Below are 18,057 nucleotides of genomic sequence, written 5' to 3'. Positions count from 1 at the left end.
AATCTGATCGCCTTTTTTGTATATGTCTTGTTTATTAATGTACCAATACTTCTTGTATTTCCTCGATATCGACGTCGCCATTTTCTGCAATGCTAAGGAACTTGACAGGTACTACCTCGTTTACCAATAAAGGATCATAAGGCGTACGCACTTTCACGTAGTTTCTCGAGAACGCATGCATATAACCATCCTTCTCATCGCCTTCAAATAACACCATATCAGTTTTACCTAATTGAGACTCATAGAATGCACGACGTTTTTTCTCGGATAGAATATGTAACATCTTGCTGCGATCGCTACGCTGTGCTCCAGGCACTGCACCTTCCATCTGCGCAGCAATTGTGTTCTCTCTTTCTGAATAAGTGAAAACATGAAGGTAAGAGATATCCATTTCGTTCAAAAAGTTATAGGTATCTATAAAATCCTCACGTGTTTCGCCCGGGAAACCGACAATTACGTCCACCCCTATACAGCAATCGGGCATCAAAGACTTGATCTTTGCTACGCGTTCATTATAAAGTTCGCGCTTATAGCGACGACGCATCTTCGCTAATACTGCATTATTCCCAGATTGCAAGGGCATATGGAAATGCGGAACGAAGCGTTTCGATTGAGCGACAAACTCAATAATCTCGTTCGTCAACAAATTAGGTTCGATCGAGGAAATACGAATTCTATCGATGCCTTCCACTTCGTCCAATGCTTTTACTAAATCGACGAAACGATCCTGACGCTTGCCATCACGGACTCCGAAATCACCAATATTAACCCCTGTCAACACTATTTCCTTCACCCCTGACGCTGCTATTTCTTCCGCTTGCTTCACGATATCCTCAATCTTGCCCGAACGGCTTGCACCACGCGCTAATGGAATGGTACAGAACGTACATGAATAGTCGCAACCGTCTTGAACTTTCAGAAAAGTACGCGTCCTGTCACCAATAGAAAAGGCCGAAACAAATTGGTTGGTCTCGTCAATTGGCGCATTGTGCACAACTGCTTTTTCGTTCTTCGTCAGATCATTGATGTGCTCTAGAATATTGAACTTCTCCGCAGCACCCAATACCATATCCACGCCCGGAATCTCAGAAATTTCCTTCGGCTTCAACTGCGCATAACATCCAACAATAGTGATGTAGGCATTTGGAGAATATTTTAATGCTTCTTTTACAACCTTTCTACACTTACGATCTGCATGATCGGTTACCGAACATGTATTAATGACATACACATCTGCCTGACTGTTAAATGGCGTAGTCTCGTAGCCCGCATCCTTGAAGATTCGACCGATGGAGGATGTTTCTGAAAAATTCAGCTTACAGCCCAGTGTATAGAAAGCAACTTTTTTTCCCATGATATTTTGCAAAAATACACAAAAAGACGCAAAATGTGAGTTGTTGAAAAAATCTGATATTCCAATGATTTTAAAACTTTCATGTTTCCATTGAAAAACAAACAGGAATGAAAGTTCTTGATCGCCAATGAAAACTTACACTTTCAGAAAAAACTTTCATACTTCCATTGAAAAACCAACAGGAATGAAAGTTCTTGATGGCCAATGAAAACTTACACTTTCAGAAAAAACTTTCATACTTCCATTGAAAAACCTACAGGGATGAAAGTTCTTGATGGCCAATGAAAACTCACACTTTCAGAAAAAAAAGGTATCTTCGTAGCTAATATAAAAAGGAAACGAACCTATGAGACAGTATTTGGATTTATTGGAGCATGTTTATCAAAATGGGGTTGTTAAAACCGATAGAACAGGCACCGGAACGAAAAGTGTTTTTGGATATCAAATGCGTTTCAACCTAAAAGAAGGGTTTCCGTTAGTAACGACCAAAAAACTACACCTACGTTCCATCATCCATGAATTAATATGGTTCCTGAAAGGGGAAACCAATATTCAATACTTGAAAGAGAATGGTGTTAGTATTTGGGACGAATGGGCGGATGAAGATGGAAACCTGGGTCCTGTTTATGGATCGCAATGGCGTTCCTGGCCAAAGCCTGACGGTGGCCATATCGATCAGATCACCCAAGTAATCAATCAATTAAAGAATACACCTGATTCTAGACGGATTATTGTATCAGCTTGGAATGTGGCTGAGGTCGAAAACATGGCTTTACCTCCATGTCACGCCTTCTTTCAATTTTATGTTGCTCCGGCAGAGCCTGAAAAAGGAATTCATAAACCGCAGCTATCTTGCCAACTATATCAACGCAGTGCCGATATCTTCTTAGGCGTACCTTTCAATATTGCATCCTATGCACTATTGACCATGATGGTCGCGCAGGTCTGCGACATGGAAGCTGCCGAATTTGTACATACGCTAGGCGATGCCCATATTTATAGCAACCATTTTGAGCAGACCGAATTGCAGCTATCCAGAGATCCGAAACCACTTCCAAAAATGATCATCAACCCGGATATCAAAGACATCTTTGATTTCAAATTCTCAGATTTCGAACTGGTAGACTACGAATTCCACCCGCATATTAAAGCACCTGTTGCCGTATAATCATATTAAAACATTACATGAGTTATCCAACATTCACACTAATCGTTGCCGCGTCGGAAAACAATGCTATAGGAAAAAACAACCAAATGTTATGGCACCTTCCGAACGATTTTAAATATTTTAAGAACAACACAATGGACCATTCCATTGTTATGGGCAGAAAAACCTTTGAATCGATCGGTAAAGCCCTACCTGGCCGTAGAAACATCGTAATCACGCGACAGCCAACTTTTCAGGCCGAAGACGTCGATGTTGCAAACAGTTTGCAGGAGGTAATGACTTATTGCAGAGACGAACGTGAAGTTTTTATCATCGGTGGTGCTCAAATCTATCAGCAAGCACTTTCCCTTGCTTCCAAAGTTCTTCTTACACGCGTGCATGCTGAAATTGATGATGCTGACGCTTACTTCCCTGCCCTACCTGCAGAAGATTGGGAGCTAGTATCGTCTGAAGCCCATTCAAAAGATGAAAAGCATCAGTTTGACTACACTTTCGAAGTATATAACAGAATTAAAAAATAAAGGGAATGCTTAACTAGCTTCCCTTTTCTCATAACTATAAAAAGCATGAACAGTAGTATCGATTTTCAGATCTCTTTTATTGAGCCACAGGCACACTATGTTGAAATGGAGATGTACATTCAAGGTTTTGCCAACACCTTTTTAGACATCAAAATGCCTGTATGGACGCCCGGCTCCTACCTTGTGCGCGAATTCTCCAAAAATATCGAACAAGTTTCCGCGGTGAAGGACAATGCTGAGGATCTGAAAATCTATAAGGTGTCCAAAAATACATGGCGCATCGACAATCCGAGCGACAGTGTGATGATCAAATATCGCATCTATAGCTTTGAAAAGTCTGTTCGTACGAACTTTGTGGATGCTGAGCATGCTTTCCTTAGCCCGGCGGGGACTTTCTTCTATGTTGCCGGCCACCTCAATCACGACGCAATCGTACGGGTAAACTTGCCAAGTTATTGGTCTAAAATATCAACAGGTTTACCAAAAGTCGACAACGAAGAAAACACATTTTATGCGGAGAACTTCGACATCCTTTTTGATTCACCATTAGAAATTGGAAACCAGGATATATGGAGCTTTGAAGCTGCAGGAATACCGCACGAATTTGCAATGGTGGGCGTAGGAAGCTACGATAAGGATATGCTTTCCTACGATATCAAGAAAATCGTGGAAGAGGAAACGAAATTGTGGGGTTCTAATCCAAACGATCGATATGTTTTTATAACACATAATTACCAAAGTGCACACGGAGGCTTAGAGCACTTAAACTCTACAGTATTAGCGTCGGGACGCAATGCTTACTCCAATGCGATTGGTTATACAAATTTCTTAAGCCTTGTTGCTCATGAGTATTTCCATTTGTGGCACGTGAAACGCTTGCGTCCGAAGACATTGGGACCATTTAATTATGAAGAAGAGAACTACACGCATCTTCTTTGGATCTTTGAAGGGTTTACTGCTTATTACGACAACCTCATTACCCGTAGATGTGGCTTTCGTGATGAGGTAGACTACTTACAAGCTTTAGTCAGCGAGTTCAATATGGTGTTGAATAAGCCCGGTCATCTAGTGCAATCCGTAGGGCTATCGAGCTTCGATACCTGGATCAAACAATACCGCCCGGATGAGAATTCCCAAAACTCAAGTATTTCCTACTACAATAAGGGCGCTATGCTGGCCTGCATGTTGGATATCAGTATCCTCGCGCAAACCAATGGAGAAAAGCGATTAGACCAAGTCTTACAAGCTGCCTATAAACAATTCTACTTAATTGATGGTAGAGGGATCGAGGAAGCTGAATTTAGAAAGCTTGCGGAGGAAGTGTCGGGCACAAGCCTAGGCGAAATTTTCGACGCTGCTCATACTTGCGAAGAACTCGATTACAATGCTTACTTCAACCTAGTAGGCTATCAGTTTATCGATCAGAATAAAGCGAATATTGTTCCTAGTTTGGGTATCAAGGTATCTCATCACGACGGACGAACCGTGATCAAAAATATTGATCGCCACTCGTCGGCTTGGGAGTTTGGACTGAATGTGGATGATGAAATCGTAGCAGTCAACGGTACGAGAATCGACCCGCAAGGTCGGGAACTTGATTTAGCAATCAGTAGCTCAGCGATTGGAACTACGCTGAATATCATGATCGCGCGAGAAGGATTGATTCGCGAAATCCCTGTTACGTTGAAGGTTAGCGATCGTGTGTCGTATTATATTGAAAGAAATCCGGAAGCTACGGCAGAACAACGCGTATTGGGAGATATTTGGTTGTCGTTGGCACCCACTAATCAATAATTACTTCATGCGTCTACTGAATACTAACAGGAACAAAAATTTCTGAAAGTTTTCTAACTAAAATCTTTATAAAACAAAGGCTCGCGATTGCGAGCCTTTGTTTTTCTTAGAATGTGTACCTAACAGAGAATCCGAAGGTATCAAATATTTTAAAGCCCGAGCTTTGCAAGAAGTCAAAGTGAGGTTTGATATCCAATGAAAGAGCGATTGGCGCTGAAGGTATTTTGTATTCTACCCCTGCGATACCATCCACACTCAATGCAAGTTCAGAATACTTGTCAAAGCGATTTCCCTTATCGTCGGTATAAGCTTTGCCAGAATAGGATCCAACACTACCACCAAATCCCCAGAACCAAGAAAAGTCGTTTGCGATAGGCATGTGATATTCATACAAACCTACCAAACGAAATCTACTATATTTCGAATTACTTTGCACACTCAAGATACCCTCGATGGCATTGGTTTGGTTCAAGCTATAGCGGTAAGTCACACCTGTTGCAGATCCGAAGCGAGCCCCAATAGCATGTGTTGTTGGCAATTGTGCCTGAGCAATGTTCATACCCGCAAATACAGTCAAAACTAGAATGAAAGTTAATTGTAATGTTTTCTTCATAAATTATTTATCTATCTAACTAAACGCCCAAATGTAGCATTAATTTTTAAACGGTAAAAACGCGACTTAAGTATATCGTGGACTATAAAGTAGGGAGTATTTAATAGTTAGACCTATGCTTTTTAGGTTTGAACCAAGAAAGGAAGGATCGAAGGATTGGCAGGATCATGTTGAAAGAAAAAAAGGGGCTGTTTCTGAACCAGGAAAGGAAGGATTAAAGGATGGGCAGGATTTTACGCCATAGGTCTTTATACTAACTACTAATGCGAATTAAGGGTTGAAAATAGGCTTTATGAAACAGGCTGTTAATTTACCGAACACATGTACTAATAGTCCTTTGGTAGATCTGACCTTACTTGCGTTTTGTATCTGTGTTTTTTCATTTATCCAATTAAAAAAGGATTCGATTGGTTGTCTTACCTTAGATACTGCTCTTGAAAACAGGTCATTATAAGCACGATCCCTGCTTTTTAAACAATCTGGTTTTCCTTGGGTTTCCCTTATCGGAGTATACATAATTGATTTTTCTTCTTTATAAAACCACTCGAAGAACGGGGCGTCACGGTATATCTTGTCACCAAAGAACGTCCTACCTGCGATGGATGCCCAATTCTCCTTAAATATGTTCAGGTCACTTTCAGATGCCTTGCTTATTACAATGCTTTCCGGACGAGGCAGCGTTGATTTGTTATAGCTGTTGAGCGCATGAAGCTTTAATCCAAAATACCAAAGCCTCTTCGTTGAGCAGAAGCTTTTATCCGTTATCCCCAGAGCTACCTTTGCCCTTCTAGTCCCACTGCAGGTTATGATGGGCATAGAGTCCAGTAGGGAAAATTCTCTGGAGCACTCCTCTGGTGCAAAGTCCTCTATAACTGACTGACAAAGAGATCTCAAAACATCAAAAAGGCGGTTGATACGGGTGTTGAATGCTACGTATGAAGTTAGCTTGGGAAACCAATCCATCAGATAATCCGAGGCGAATTTATGGATCTGCTTGATCCTTAGCCGCTGTTCCTCGTGCACACTGAATAAATAGATGGTCAAAACCTCCTGATCAGTAAAGTCAGGTTTGTTATTGTTTGAAAATCGCTGACAGTAATATTGCAGTTCACTGTCATATTTATCACAAACATACTGGTGTAATTTTATTAATTTTAGAGCCTTGGCCTGATTGATCATGTTGTTTAATAATGCGTAAGGAACATTATAAATATACTGATAATCAGGCTTTTATGCAAGTTCTCACCCCTCTTTTAAGAAGCTTTTTCCAATATATTTCAACCCTTAATTCGCATTACTAACTACTAACTACTATTTCTGAACCAAGAAAGGAAGAATCGAAGGATAGCCATGAGCGGGTCTAACGACTAAGGCACTAAGTACGAACTTCGACTTAAAACCCTTTCACTCCCCTTTCAAACCCAATATATAACCCAATCAAAGCCGCTTCGAAAGGGCTTTGATTGGGTTATATATTGGGTTTGATATGCGAATGACATATCGTAGGTTCAAAGCAATCACATCGTTAGCTTTGCCAAGAAAGATGAAGTGATTATCCATAATTTTTATTAACTTATTGAAGTAGCAAGTGATTTTGCAGGCGAGGGAATAAAGATGTTTTTGAAAATTTTTAATGAACTCAAATTAGATATAAGTTAATATTCAATAATCGCTTCGCTACTTTGGTTAACAGAATTTGATAATCTATCTATATCATTGATTTTAACCAAGATGTGAAATTAGATAGCATAATTATTACTCTGCTAGCATAGTTTTTAATCAAAAAAACGATATATTAGTCAGACCTAAATTTTGAAGATTATAAACTGTTATTTAATAAAAGAGAACAAGATATGAACAAGTTCAATAGATTATTCGATATCATTATAAATTATAAGACGGAGTATGCCAAGGACATTATGGTTGCTGGTCGTGCGGGAGATAAATGGCGTACCTTTTCTACGGCGGAATTCGTCTATATAGTTAATAATTTAAGCAAGGGTCTGATTGCACGCGGCATCAAGAAAGGCGATCGCGTGGCTATCATGTCGGGAAACCGTCCGGAATGGAACTTTGTTGACTTCGCATGTAACCAATTGGGCGTTGCAACGGTACCATTATATCCTACCCTATCCAATCAGGATTTGATATACATCATCAATGATGCCGACGTAAAAATGGTGTTCGTTAGTAACGAAGACCTAGCTGCAAAAGCAGACTTGGCGATGAAAGAGAATAACATCAATATAGAAACCTATACCTTCGATAAGTTGGAGGGCCGGAAATATTATATGGAGGTCGCGGACTTAGGAAAGGCGAATGATGTAGACTTAACGTCTTACAACGATGCTGTTGAGGCGGAAGATTTATTGACATTGATCTACACATCCGGGACTACAGGGAAGCCTAAGGGAGTTTACCTTTCGCATGAGAATCTGTTGAGCAACGTACAAGCGTGTAATCACCTGATTACCACCGAATATAAGAAAGCTTTAAGTTTCTTGCCGCTCTGTCACATCTTTGAGCGCATGGTTGTTTATATGTATTTCTCTCGTGGTGTGCAGATTTACTACGCTGAAAATCTAGATAATATCGTCGTCGATATCAATGATGTAAAACCTGATCTATTTACCACTGTACCGCGTGTACTTGAAAAAGTATATGATAAGGTTGTTGCAAAGGGCAAGGATCTGACGGGGATTAAGAAATCGCTTTTCTTCTGGGCATTGGATTTAGGGCTGAAATATCAGGAGCCGAAATCGAACTCTGCTTTTTACAATTTTAAACTGGGTATCGCGCGCAAATTAATCTTCTCGAAATGGAAAGAGGCTTTGGGTGGCAACAGCAAGATTATCATTTCCGGTGGAGCGGCACTACAGGAGCGTTTAGCACGTGTATTTTGGGCAGCAGGAATTAAAGTTCTGGAAGGCTATGGTCTTACGGAGACTTCTCCTGTTATCGCTGTTAATTCCTGGGATGAAAATGACGTAAAGTTCGGTACGGTAGGTCGCGTATTGAAAAACTTGGATGTAAAAATTGCTGAAGACGGCGAGATCATGGTTAAAGGTCCTAGCATTACGAAAGGATACTATAAAAACGAGGAAGCGACAAAAGAGGCCTTCGATGGCAATGGGTATTTTCATACCGGCGATATTGGCGAGCTAACTCCGGACGGATTCTTACGGATTACGGATCGGAAGAAAGAAATGTTCAAAACTGCTGGCGGTAAATACGTCGCGCCGCAGGTGTTGGAAAACAAATTGATGGAGTCGACTTTGATTGCGCAAGTGATGGTTATAGGTGAGAATCAACGTTTCCCTGCGGCATTAATCGTTCCTGCATTTGAAGAATTAGAAAAATATTGCAAGCACAAAGGGATCCCGTATAGCTCTAGAGAAGAAGCGATTAAGCAAGGTGAAGTTTTAACAAAATATGAGCATATAATTTCGCAAGCAATGGCTAACTTTGGGCATTGGGAGCAAGTGAAGAAATTTAAATTGCTTTCAAAGGAATGGACCATCGACAACGGAGAGCTAACGCCGAAGTTGAGCCTTAAGCGCAAGGTTATTCTACAGAAAAACGAAGAACTAATCAAAGATATTTATAAGGAATAAGAACTGCCTATGATAATTACTATTTGGACCAAACTAAAAGAATTTTGGGGGCTATTAATCAATGCTGTAAATGGTTTTATCGAGGACAATTGTATGAAGCTTAGTGCTTCATTAGCTTATTATACTGTATTTTCTATAGGTCCACTGTTATTGATATTAACGTGGACCTTAGGTTTTTTTTATGGGGAGCATTTGGATGGCACTAGCGGTGCCCGCGAACAGGTTATGGACGAGCTGAGCGAGCTCTTCGGACGGGAAATTGCGTCAACCTTGGAATCCACGGTGTCAAAGATTTCCTTAGATAGCAAATCCAACATCGGGATCATCATCGGTTCGGCTACCTTAATGTTCACTTCAACGACCATCTTTGTTGATATTCAAAACTCCATTAATACGATCTGGAAAGTAAAACCAAAGCCGAAGAAAGGCTGGCTAAAACTGATCATCAACCGTTTGATTTCCTTCTCTATGATATTAGGGCTAGTATTCCTATTGATGGCATCCTTAATTGTGAGTAGTTTGATTGGGATTATGACTGATTACTTCAATCAATTTATACAACATTGGGATATCAGCCTGATCGACATGGTGAATACGACTATTACTTTCTTGGTCATCACTACCCTCTTTGGTACTATCTATGCCTTTCTTCCGGATGCGAAGGTTCGCTTTAAGGATATCTTAGGTGGAGCGCTGTTTACCTCTTTCCTATTTATGCTCGGCAAGTATGGTATTTCGGTTTATTTAAGTCAGAACATGACAGCTTCGTCCTACGGCGCCGCAGGGTCAATCATTATCTTATTGGCATGGGTTTATTACTCTTCGGCAATTCTATACTTTGGAGCAGAGTTTACTAAGGAATATGCCGTAAAATATGGGAAGGGTATCCAACCTTCTTCATTTGCGGTACTCGTGAAGCAGACTGAATTAGAGATCGACCCCGAAACCGGTATTCGCGAAGTAGTTAAAAAACATAATGACCCTGTGCAATAGTGGAAGAAAAAGATAGTATTAAATACATGCTTTTAGCAGGGCTATTTTTTGCGCTGATGAATGTATGTGTGAAGTATGTGTCTCATATTCCAACGGTCGAAGTTGTTTTCTTTCGATCCATCTTTAGCCTAGTCGCGTCGTACATTATTCTTAAGCGCGATCATATCCCTGTATTTGGGAACAACAAACCGCTGTTGATTTTGCGTGGTGTAGCTGGTTGTATTGGTTTGGTTGGTTCCTTTTATACCTTGCAGCATATTCCGCTCGCCTCCGCAGTGACAATAAATTACCTCTCTCCTTTCTTTACGGCTATATTGGGAATCTTTATCGTAAAGCAACCCGTCAAGCCTATCCGCTATCTTTATTTCGCATTGGCAATTGCCGGAGTCATCATGTTGAAAGGCTTCGACCCGAGGATCTCTACTTTAGACCTGATCATCGGGTTAACAGCGGCATTGTTTGCCGGCCTTGCATACAATATCATCTCCAAACTGAAGACCTCCGAGCATCCCTTGGTGATCATCTTTTATTTTCCACTTATCACCCTCCCCTTCGTCGGTGTCTATACGCTCATGCATTGGGAAAATCCTCAAGGATGGGATTGGGCAATATTGTTGCTGATCGGAATCTTTACGCAAATAGCGCAGTATTATATGACGCTGTCCTATCAGCGCGCTAATCTTGCCAAAGTAGCCAGCTTAAACTATTTAGGTGTAATCTATGCGTTAGTATTTGGATATTTTCTGTTCCAGGAAACATTTAGTGAGTATGCTCTTTTGGGTATCGCGGTAATCCTTGCAGCGGTAATATTAAATATTAGAAAGTAGCGCATATAACGAATAGGATAACGCTAAAAAATCTTATCAACATATCGCTATAGAATGCAAAAAGGTCCGAAGTAGCCTTCGAACCTTTTATGCAATGTCTAATATCTAATATATGATATCTTATATCTAATCCTATTTAACATTGTAATAGTAAACCTTTCGGCCCACATTACCTTGTATATCGTTTCCTTCGACAACCACCTTGTACTTACCAGTACCATCAGCATTGAAGAATTCCAGGTCTATTTCTCCATTCTTTTCTACTCTGATTTCAGGATTCCAGTAAACGGTTGTTCTGTAATCGTTGGTATTCTTGCTCTCCGGTGTAGCATATTTCGGCGTGTAGAAAGCGCGTTGTTTCACGTATCCCAATGGATGTAATTCTACGACATTGGACTTCGGAAGCATGGCTTCAATCTGCGCTGCTGTCATACGAGGCTGCTTCTTCTCCTTCTTCGTGATGATAGACACAACACCATCGTTTTGGTAGATGTTGCGAACAGTTCCTAAATCATCTCGCAAGAAGATCTCAATGCCTTCGATTTCAGGTATAGTTATGGAGTTTAAAGATGGTTCATCAATCGGCATCCCGTTCAAGAAGAACTGCACCGGAACGCGGCTTCCTTGGTTGTAGTTACGTGTGACATAGTATTTCAAGGTATTGACATCATACGTAATACCCGTAAGCAAAGTATTTAAACACATGCTCAATACGTTACATCCCTGTAATCGACTACCTTCGATTCGGTGATCTGGCATAGATAATCCGGATAGCGCAGAGAAATCTTTACTCGATTGCTTCTTCTCTTGCGTCGCTGTCACGACTACCTCATCAATCAAGATGGAAGTACGGAATTCCTTTTTACTGTTATCTAAATATGCAGACATATTCTGGTCGATGTTCTGGATACCTGCACTGAAGTATGGACTATTCTGATCAACTTCTGGATAGAATGTCTGATCCATATTAATAACAAGGTTACGGAAATTGTCGTTTCCTCTAGCGTTGATGGTTGCTTTCAACGAATCTTGGAATACAAGATTCTCAAACTTGAACACACCGTTCTTATCAGTGTAAGTGTCTTTCTTAACGGCCGCGCCTGGAATTGTCAACAATAAACCTCCATTCGGCTGCGGACGACCAGTGTTTAAGCGTAATATACCGCTCAAAGTAATACCCTGCTCAGGCATAAAACGTACCTGAGGAAGCTTTCCTTGCACCAATTCTTTATAATCAAAACGTCTGAAACCTTGTGTCATCATCAATGCATCCAAAGCGTCTAAACGATTGGTATTCTTCTCATTGAAATAGTAATTCGGTTTCTCCACATAGCCTTTTAGATCGGACGTAAGCAACATACTGCTAACGATCGTTCTATCATTGTCATCATTAAACGGCACCTTCGATTCATCGATTACAGAGACAGAATAGTTTCCGATTAAGCTATCAACTGGACTATTCACATTTAGCTTCATTTTCACTAAGTCTTTACGAGCGTAACTATCCTTATCGGTTTTTACTTGTATATCGATTAGTTTTTGCGGCTGTATAAATACAAGGCGTTCCGAAAGCGGCTCTCCATCTGGTGAAAGTAGGGTTATCTGGACAATCCCGTTCGGAAGTTCCTTGATAGGAATACGAATTGATACCGCCGCACTCTTCATCGAAGCTTGGGCAGCATATACTAAATGACCGTTCAGCTGCCCGAAAACATAGAATGGTTTGTTCTGAACGGCTTGGAAATGGCTATCATTCGTAACAATGCCTAGGTTGATAAACTCGCCTTCTTGTTTTGCAAATACGACGTTGACTTTATTATCTACAACGGCTGGTAAGTCGAATGTTTTTTGTTCTCCATTCTCAAAAGTTACCATAGCTTTGTAACTCTCTCCACTAACAGGTACAAGATTAAAAGATCCCATTCCTAGTCCAAGGTCCTCAAAACTTGCAACTTCTTGCTTTTTGCTATCGATAATCTTACCTTTTACTTTTAGACCGAGACCAGTCGAACTGACTGCTTTGAAAGCTACTTTCTTTGAGATACCCGATATTAAATCACCTCCTTCCGGAAAGAATTGCACATCGGCCTCCCATATGGCGTTACGTAATGGATATTGTCCGACTAAGGTCTCCCCATCTTCAAGTTTGACAACTAAGCGTCCGTTCTTAAATTTCTCTTTCTCTTTGTTAGATAAACTGACAACGACACGACCTAGAGCATCAGTTTCGCCTTTGCCTTTATCAAAAGGATCCCAACCATCGTTGGCTTCCCAACTTAGCTTTTTACGACTTAATAGCTGTCCTTGTCGATCACGGAATTGCAGAATGGCTTTGGTTTTATTGCCATCTGGTTCAAAGCTTACGTCTGATCCTAATTTCTTATTAATTGCATCTCCGATTGGAATTACCTTATTATAAAAGTATCCCATATCAAAGTTCATCATCCATTTGGTGTAAGCGCGGACCCTATAGTTGTCCTGCGACCAGAACTGCGGGTCTAATACTAATTGACCTTTTCCAGCACCATCCTTCAGTGGCACACGAAGAGTTTGCATTAAGGAATCACGACTATTAAGAATCTCTATATAAGCGACCTTACTCGGGTCGTAATTAAATAGGTTAGTATTCAAATAGGTTTTGAACCATAGCGTATCCCCTACTGCGTAATAAGGTTTGTCGAAATGTAGGTGAATTTTTTCTACTGGATAGACTGTAAAGAACTTTTGCACATTCTCCACCGCAGTATTTATCGGGATGGCGGGTTTTTCTTGGGCTTTCGAGAAATTGGAGACAGCTAAAAGTATTAGAATTGTGAAAAGTATGCGATTTATTTTGCTCATCGATTCTTCAGTTTTTCAAAAAGCTAAATATATCTAATTTTTGGAGAAGAACGCCATGAATCACGAAATTTAACAATGCTTAAGCTATAATAAAGGGGCAAGCAAGCGGCATAGTGAGTCTATTCCACGTTTCCAAGCCTTTCTTCTTTTCCAATCTTTTAGGGTCACAACGGAACATTCTTTCTTATCTATTTCAAACTGTTCGTCCATTTGGGCGCAGAAGGCCTTATTAGAAATTACGGTCGCTACCTCATAATTGATGTAGAAACTACGGAAATCTAAGTTCACAGTCCCCACATAAGCTATCTTGCCGTCGATTACTGCTGTCTTAGCATGTAAGAATCCCTTCTCATAAAGATATACCTTGACTCCACGTTCAAGTAAAGGTTTCAAGAATGAAAAAGATGCATGTTGCACAATCCAAGAGTCGCCGGTTGATGGGATCATCAATTCCACATCAACACCCGCTCCAGCGGCAGTCTTCAACGCGGTAGCTAACTCCTCTGAAGGAATAAAATAGGGAGTACATAACTTGATGCTTTCATTGGCTTCGCCGATACTTAACAACAGCGCCTCCATATTAAAAGGCCCTAACGATCCGGGGTCGCTTGATACCAATGCAACAGCACTCAGTTGCTCGGCAACTACAGGCATATCCCGCAGGTAGCCATCTTGTAAATCGAAAGGATCTCCGTCGGTTTGATTCCACGAATTCCAAAAACTGATTTGGAACATTGTTCCGGCATTCCCCACTACTTTAACGGAAGTATCTCGCCAGTAAAGTCCAAACCCATTTGGATTAATATAGCGGTCCGAAATGTTGATTCCACCGATATATGCAATGTAACCATCAATCACAGCAATCTTACGGTGATTACGGTAATTACTATTGGCTAAGGAAGTAAATGTCACAGGTAGAAATGCTTGGAATTCAATATTCGTTTTACCTCGCATCTTACGCATGTGACGTACTAATTGCGGCGACCCGAAACTATCGACAATCAAACGCACCTTCAATCCGGCTGTAGCCTTTTGTTCGAGGATATTCAGCACTTTTGTTCCTATATCATCGAGGTCGAAGATGTAATATTCCATATGGATGGAATGTGTTGCACTTTCTAATGATTCTAAGAAATATTTAAATTTCTCTTCCCCATTGACCAACAGCGTCACCTCATTATTCAGCGTAGGTGATGAAAGGCGTTCATTTTTTAAATAAGAATAAACACGAGCAAAATCCCCAATCTTATTATGGATATTCTGTATAGACCAAGCCATCAATGGCTCTAATCGCTTAAACTCTTTCTTCAGCCGGAGCGACTGCTCCTGATTGATACGCTTAAGTTTCTTGACTTTAGAAAACTTTTGTCCGAATAAATAATAAAGAATAACCCCGACAAGAGGAAGGAAGACAATTACCATGACCCAAGAGATAGTCTTGGTTGGGTTTCTATTCTCGATAAGAATCGTGATGATAACGCCTAGGTAAATAATCGAAGAGGGAATCCATCCCCATTGTTCAAAAAACTGTATTATAGGCTGTAAATATTCAGTCATATCGATAGAAAAAGTACTGTAAAAGATGTCCTCTCTATACAACCATACTTCTAACCAAAAGTTTGAGGAACAAGAGCAAGATAGAAAAGAAATAGCAATAGCGGAAATATACGCTAGGTATATACTCTTTTAAACAGTAAAGAAGTAGGAAAGCAGTATAGATTATGCGCAATTCATTGCGCCGTCGACATGCAATAATGGCGATAAATAGGGAATATCTAGATTTGCACCACGTAGGATAAACCAGACCCCCATCAGGATAAAGAGTATGGGTAACACAGTAGTGAATCCCTTTTTGAAGATCTTTCTTGGAAAATTGCCAACGAAAGAGAATAGTAATAATAAAGGTAATGTCCCTAATCCGAACAGCACCATAAACATAAAGCTGTTTTCAAGAGAACTCGCATTCACGGCAGATGCCAAAGCCATATACACCATCCCGCAGGGCAAGACTCCATTGAGAACGCCTGCAACAAAACTGCCGCCAGGACGGTAGAGCCATTTCCCCATAAACTTAGCAAAAGGCTGAATTGCTTTGGTTTGAAAGCTTGCCAATTGCTTGGAACTTTTTCCAAAAATGTAGAACAAGCCCAATGCAGTTAATATAATACCAGTAACCAGACTAAATATCTGCTGCCAACCCTGTATCGCTGCAGCATTCCCCAATAAACCTAAAATTAAGCCCAACATTCCATAAGTCAGAATGCGGCCAAGCTGGTAAATCAGCTTATTGAAGGTTGTTTTCCAGGAAATTTGATGCCCACCTTGAATTGCAATCAGTAGAGGACCGCACATAACTGCGCAGTGAATACTGCCCAAAAGGCCCATAAAGAATGCAAGATAATGGTAAGTCATTTGTTAATAGTAAACGTGTTGATCGACTAAATAGCTATCAGCACCACTTTTCCAATCGATTTCCAAATTCCAGTTACCTTTCTTAAAGGTACTCAATGGTAATTTGAATAGGTCGGTCGTTGTCGCGAAGGGGAGCGAAACATCCAGCTTATTATCATCAGGACGCTTAAAATGAAGCTGCCCCTTATTATCCGCCGATATGAATTTGATCAGCAATGTATCCTGACTAATCCGTATCGTCGGTTTTGCGTGATTATTATTCAAGTTCTCTTTCTTACGATATGTTTCATCGTAATTCAGACTGCGTTCGTAATAATCATCATCTTCCAGCGTATCTGTATCGTTTGAAACCATATAGATGGCTAAGCCCACGATGAAGAGCACAAATGCCCCTAATCCAAATACAATTTTATATCCCCAGTTCATTCCTTTGTTTGTAAGTGTGTGTTTTCAACAGCCTCCAAGTATTCTCATTCTTGCGGATGCTACTGGAAACATGAAAGTTTTATTTCGCTGGCGGAGCAATAAAGGTTGTCTTCATTGTTTCAATCACTTCACCGTCTGCCACAACATTCAATTTAATATTTGTTTTGTATTCCTTGATATTCGATTTCTTCGCAATCAAGAACAAGCTTAACTTAGCATTGCCTTCGCGCGTTAGATGCGAAATCGGGTTTACGATTTGAATCTCTACGTCCTTATCTTCGCTTACCAGCTCGTAATCAATATCCCTCGTGGTTTTATTGATTAACTCTAAAGAATATAGATTCGTTACTGTTCCATCATCACGGAACTGATAGGTACTTCCTTTTGCTCTCAATAATCGACCGTCGACATCGGTACGGCTAAAGATCATCGCAGTAAAGATACCCATTAATACGAGCAAAATACATGAATATACAATTGCTCTGGTATTTCTCTTTTTACCATCTTGCACCGTTGCTTTACCATCCGCTTCTGCCTGCGTATAGAAACCAATCAGACGTTTAGGCTTATGGATCTTATCCATAACAGCATCACAAGCGTCGATACAAGCAGTACAAGAAACACATTCCAACTGCGTTCCCTTGCGGATATCAATACCGGTAGGACAAACATGTACACATAGGTTACAGTCAATACAATCTCCAGTAACCACATCGCTGTTCTTGCGAATCTTACCTCTAGGCTCCCCTCTTGCTACATTATAAGCTACAGTAACTGAGTTTTCGTCTAATAGCACACCTTGCAAACGTCCGTAAGGACAAATACGTGTACAAACGATCTCGCGAACATAAGCGAATACAAAGTAAAAGACAAAGGTAAAGGCCCAAATGGAGATAAAACCAGCGATATGTTGATCAACAGGATCTGTAATAATCTTGAACAACGCGTCCACACCTATTATATATGCCAAGAATAAGTTGGCGATAATGAAGGAGACCGTTATAAAGACGGCATGCTTCAATATCTTCCGCCATGCTTTTGCATCCGTATCTGGCCCTTCGTTTCTTTTCTTCTGCTGATTCCAATCGCCTTCGATAAAGTATTCGATCCTACGGAATATGAGTTCCATAAAGATCGTTTGAGGACAGGTCCAGCCACACCAAACGCGACCATATACTGCAGTAAACAACACAATACAGACCATAATGATCAACATCCCGAAAAGGAAGATGTGCATATCCTGCGGCAAGAAAATATTCCCAAAGATGGAGAATTTACGTTCTACGATGTTAAACATCAAGAACGGATTTCCATTTATCTTGATAAATGGAGCTGCAAAAAGAAACAGCAGCAAAGAGTAACCAACAACCTGTCGATAATTATAAAGCTTCCCGGCAGGCTTCTTAGCATAAACCCACTTTCTTTTAGATTTTTCTGGTTGGTTAGTATTCTCATTCCCCTTTGCTGCTATTTCCATGGTATTGTATTATTTAA

14 protein-coding genes are annotated in these 18,057 nt (G+C 40.5%); 6 read left to right on the top strand and 8 right to left on the bottom strand.

The window, feature by feature from the left end:
- Window positions 1-34: 34 nt before the first annotated feature.
- The gene (gene mtaB, locus DSM08_RS05770; RefSeq protein ID WP_149525268.1) at window positions 35-1,354 is read right to left on the bottom strand and encodes a tRNA (N(6)-L-threonylcarbamoyladenosine(37)-C(2))-methylthiotransferase MtaB; all 1,320 of its coding nucleotides are present in this window, start codon (window positions 1,352-1,354) and stop codon (window positions 35-37) included.
- 346 nt (window positions 1,355-1,700) lie between these two features.
- Here mtaB and DSM08_RS05765 point away from each other — a divergent pair, with 346 nt between their 5' ends.
- The 3 genes from DSM08_RS05765 to DSM08_RS05755 are packed head-to-tail and all read left to right on the top strand — an operon-like array spanning window position 1,701 to window position 4,837.
- A complete protein-coding gene (locus DSM08_RS05765) occupies window positions 1,701-2,522 on the top strand; it encodes a thymidylate synthase (protein ID WP_149525267.1) in 822 nt (273 codons plus the stop codon).
- Between the two features lie 17 nt (window positions 2,523-2,539).
- Window positions 2,540-3,043, top strand: a complete 504-nt coding sequence (locus DSM08_RS05760) for a dihydrofolate reductase (protein WP_149525266.1) — start codon at window positions 2,540-2,542, stop codon at window positions 3,041-3,043.
- A gap of 45 nt (window positions 3,044-3,088) precedes the next feature.
- The gene (locus tag DSM08_RS05755; RefSeq protein ID WP_149525265.1) at window positions 3,089-4,837 is read left to right on the top strand and encodes a M61 family metallopeptidase; all 1,749 of its coding nucleotides are present in this window, start codon (window positions 3,089-3,091) and stop codon (window positions 4,835-4,837) included.
- 106 nt (window positions 4,838-4,943) lie between these two features.
- Here the strand turns inward: DSM08_RS05755 and DSM08_RS05750 are convergent, their stop codons facing one another.
- Window positions 4,944-5,450 carry an outer membrane beta-barrel protein gene (locus DSM08_RS05750; protein ID WP_149525264.1) on the bottom strand — a complete coding sequence of 169 codons (507 nt, stop codon included), beginning with the start codon at window positions 5,448-5,450 and terminating at the stop codon, window positions 4,944-4,946.
- A 270-nt stretch (window positions 5,451-5,720) separates the two neighbouring features.
- Entirely contained in the window at window positions 5,721-6,629 is a 909-nt protein-coding gene (locus tag DSM08_RS05745; protein WP_149525263.1) for a transposase, read from the bottom strand.
- Window positions 6,630-7,303: 674 nt separating this feature from the next.
- Here DSM08_RS05745 and DSM08_RS05740 point away from each other — a divergent pair.
- From DSM08_RS05740 to DSM08_RS05730, 3 genes are read left to right on the top strand one after another with little or no spacing between them, the layout of a single operon-like run.
- The gene (locus DSM08_RS05740; RefSeq protein ID WP_149525262.1) at window positions 7,304-9,064 is read left to right on the top strand and encodes an AMP-dependent synthetase/ligase; all 1,761 of its coding nucleotides are present in this window, start codon (window positions 7,304-7,306) and stop codon (window positions 9,062-9,064) included.
- 9 nt (window positions 9,065-9,073) lie between these two features.
- Complete coding sequence (locus DSM08_RS05735; protein WP_149525261.1) at window positions 9,074-10,057, top strand: YihY/virulence factor BrkB family protein; 984 nt, start codon at window positions 9,074-9,076, stop codon at window positions 10,055-10,057.
- Window positions 10,057-10,884 carry a DMT family transporter gene (locus DSM08_RS05730; protein ID WP_223110868.1) on the top strand — a complete coding sequence of 276 codons (828 nt, stop codon included), beginning with the start codon at window positions 10,057-10,059 and terminating at the stop codon, window positions 10,882-10,884. The genes DSM08_RS05735 and DSM08_RS05730 overlap by 1 nt, the downstream gene beginning before the upstream one ends.
- A 132-nt stretch (window positions 10,885-11,016) precedes the next feature.
- On the opposite strand, the gene DSM08_RS05725 is transcribed toward DSM08_RS05730, so the two are convergent.
- From DSM08_RS05725 to ccoG, 5 genes are all read right to left on the bottom strand, one after another.
- On the bottom strand, window positions 11,017-13,725 hold the full coding sequence (locus tag DSM08_RS05725) for a carboxypeptidase regulatory-like domain-containing protein (protein ID WP_149525260.1): 2,709 nt from the start codon (window positions 13,723-13,725) through the stop codon (window positions 11,017-11,019).
- An 84-nt stretch (window positions 13,726-13,809) separates the two neighbouring features.
- Window positions 13,810-15,282, bottom strand: coding sequence for a cardiolipin synthase (gene cls, locus DSM08_RS05720; protein ID WP_149525259.1), 1,473 nt, complete (start codon window positions 15,280-15,282; stop codon window positions 13,810-13,812).
- Window positions 15,283-15,444: 162 nt separating this feature from the next.
- Window positions 15,445-16,137, bottom strand: a complete 693-nt coding sequence (locus DSM08_RS05715; protein WP_149525258.1) for a sulfite exporter TauE/SafE family protein — start codon at window positions 16,135-16,137, stop codon at window positions 15,445-15,447.
- Window positions 16,138-16,140: 3 nt separating this feature from the next.
- Entirely contained in the window at window positions 16,141-16,563 is a 423-nt protein-coding gene (locus DSM08_RS05710) for a FixH family protein (RefSeq protein ID WP_149525257.1), read from the bottom strand.
- Between the two features lie 79 nt (window positions 16,564-16,642).
- The gene (gene ccoG, locus DSM08_RS05705; protein WP_149525256.1) at window positions 16,643-18,040 is read right to left on the bottom strand and encodes a cytochrome c oxidase accessory protein CcoG; all 1,398 of its coding nucleotides are present in this window, start codon (window positions 18,038-18,040) and stop codon (window positions 16,643-16,645) included.
- Between the last annotated feature and the right edge of the window lie 17 nt (window positions 18,041-18,057).

This window comes from Sphingobacterium hotanense, assembly GCF_008274825.1.
In the GTDB taxonomy this organism is placed as follows: domain Bacteria; phylum Bacteroidota; class Bacteroidia; order Sphingobacteriales; family Sphingobacteriaceae; genus Sphingobacterium; species Sphingobacterium hotanense.
Note: the sequence above shows the minus strand (reverse complement) of the source record. Positions and strands in the feature narration are given on the sequence as shown.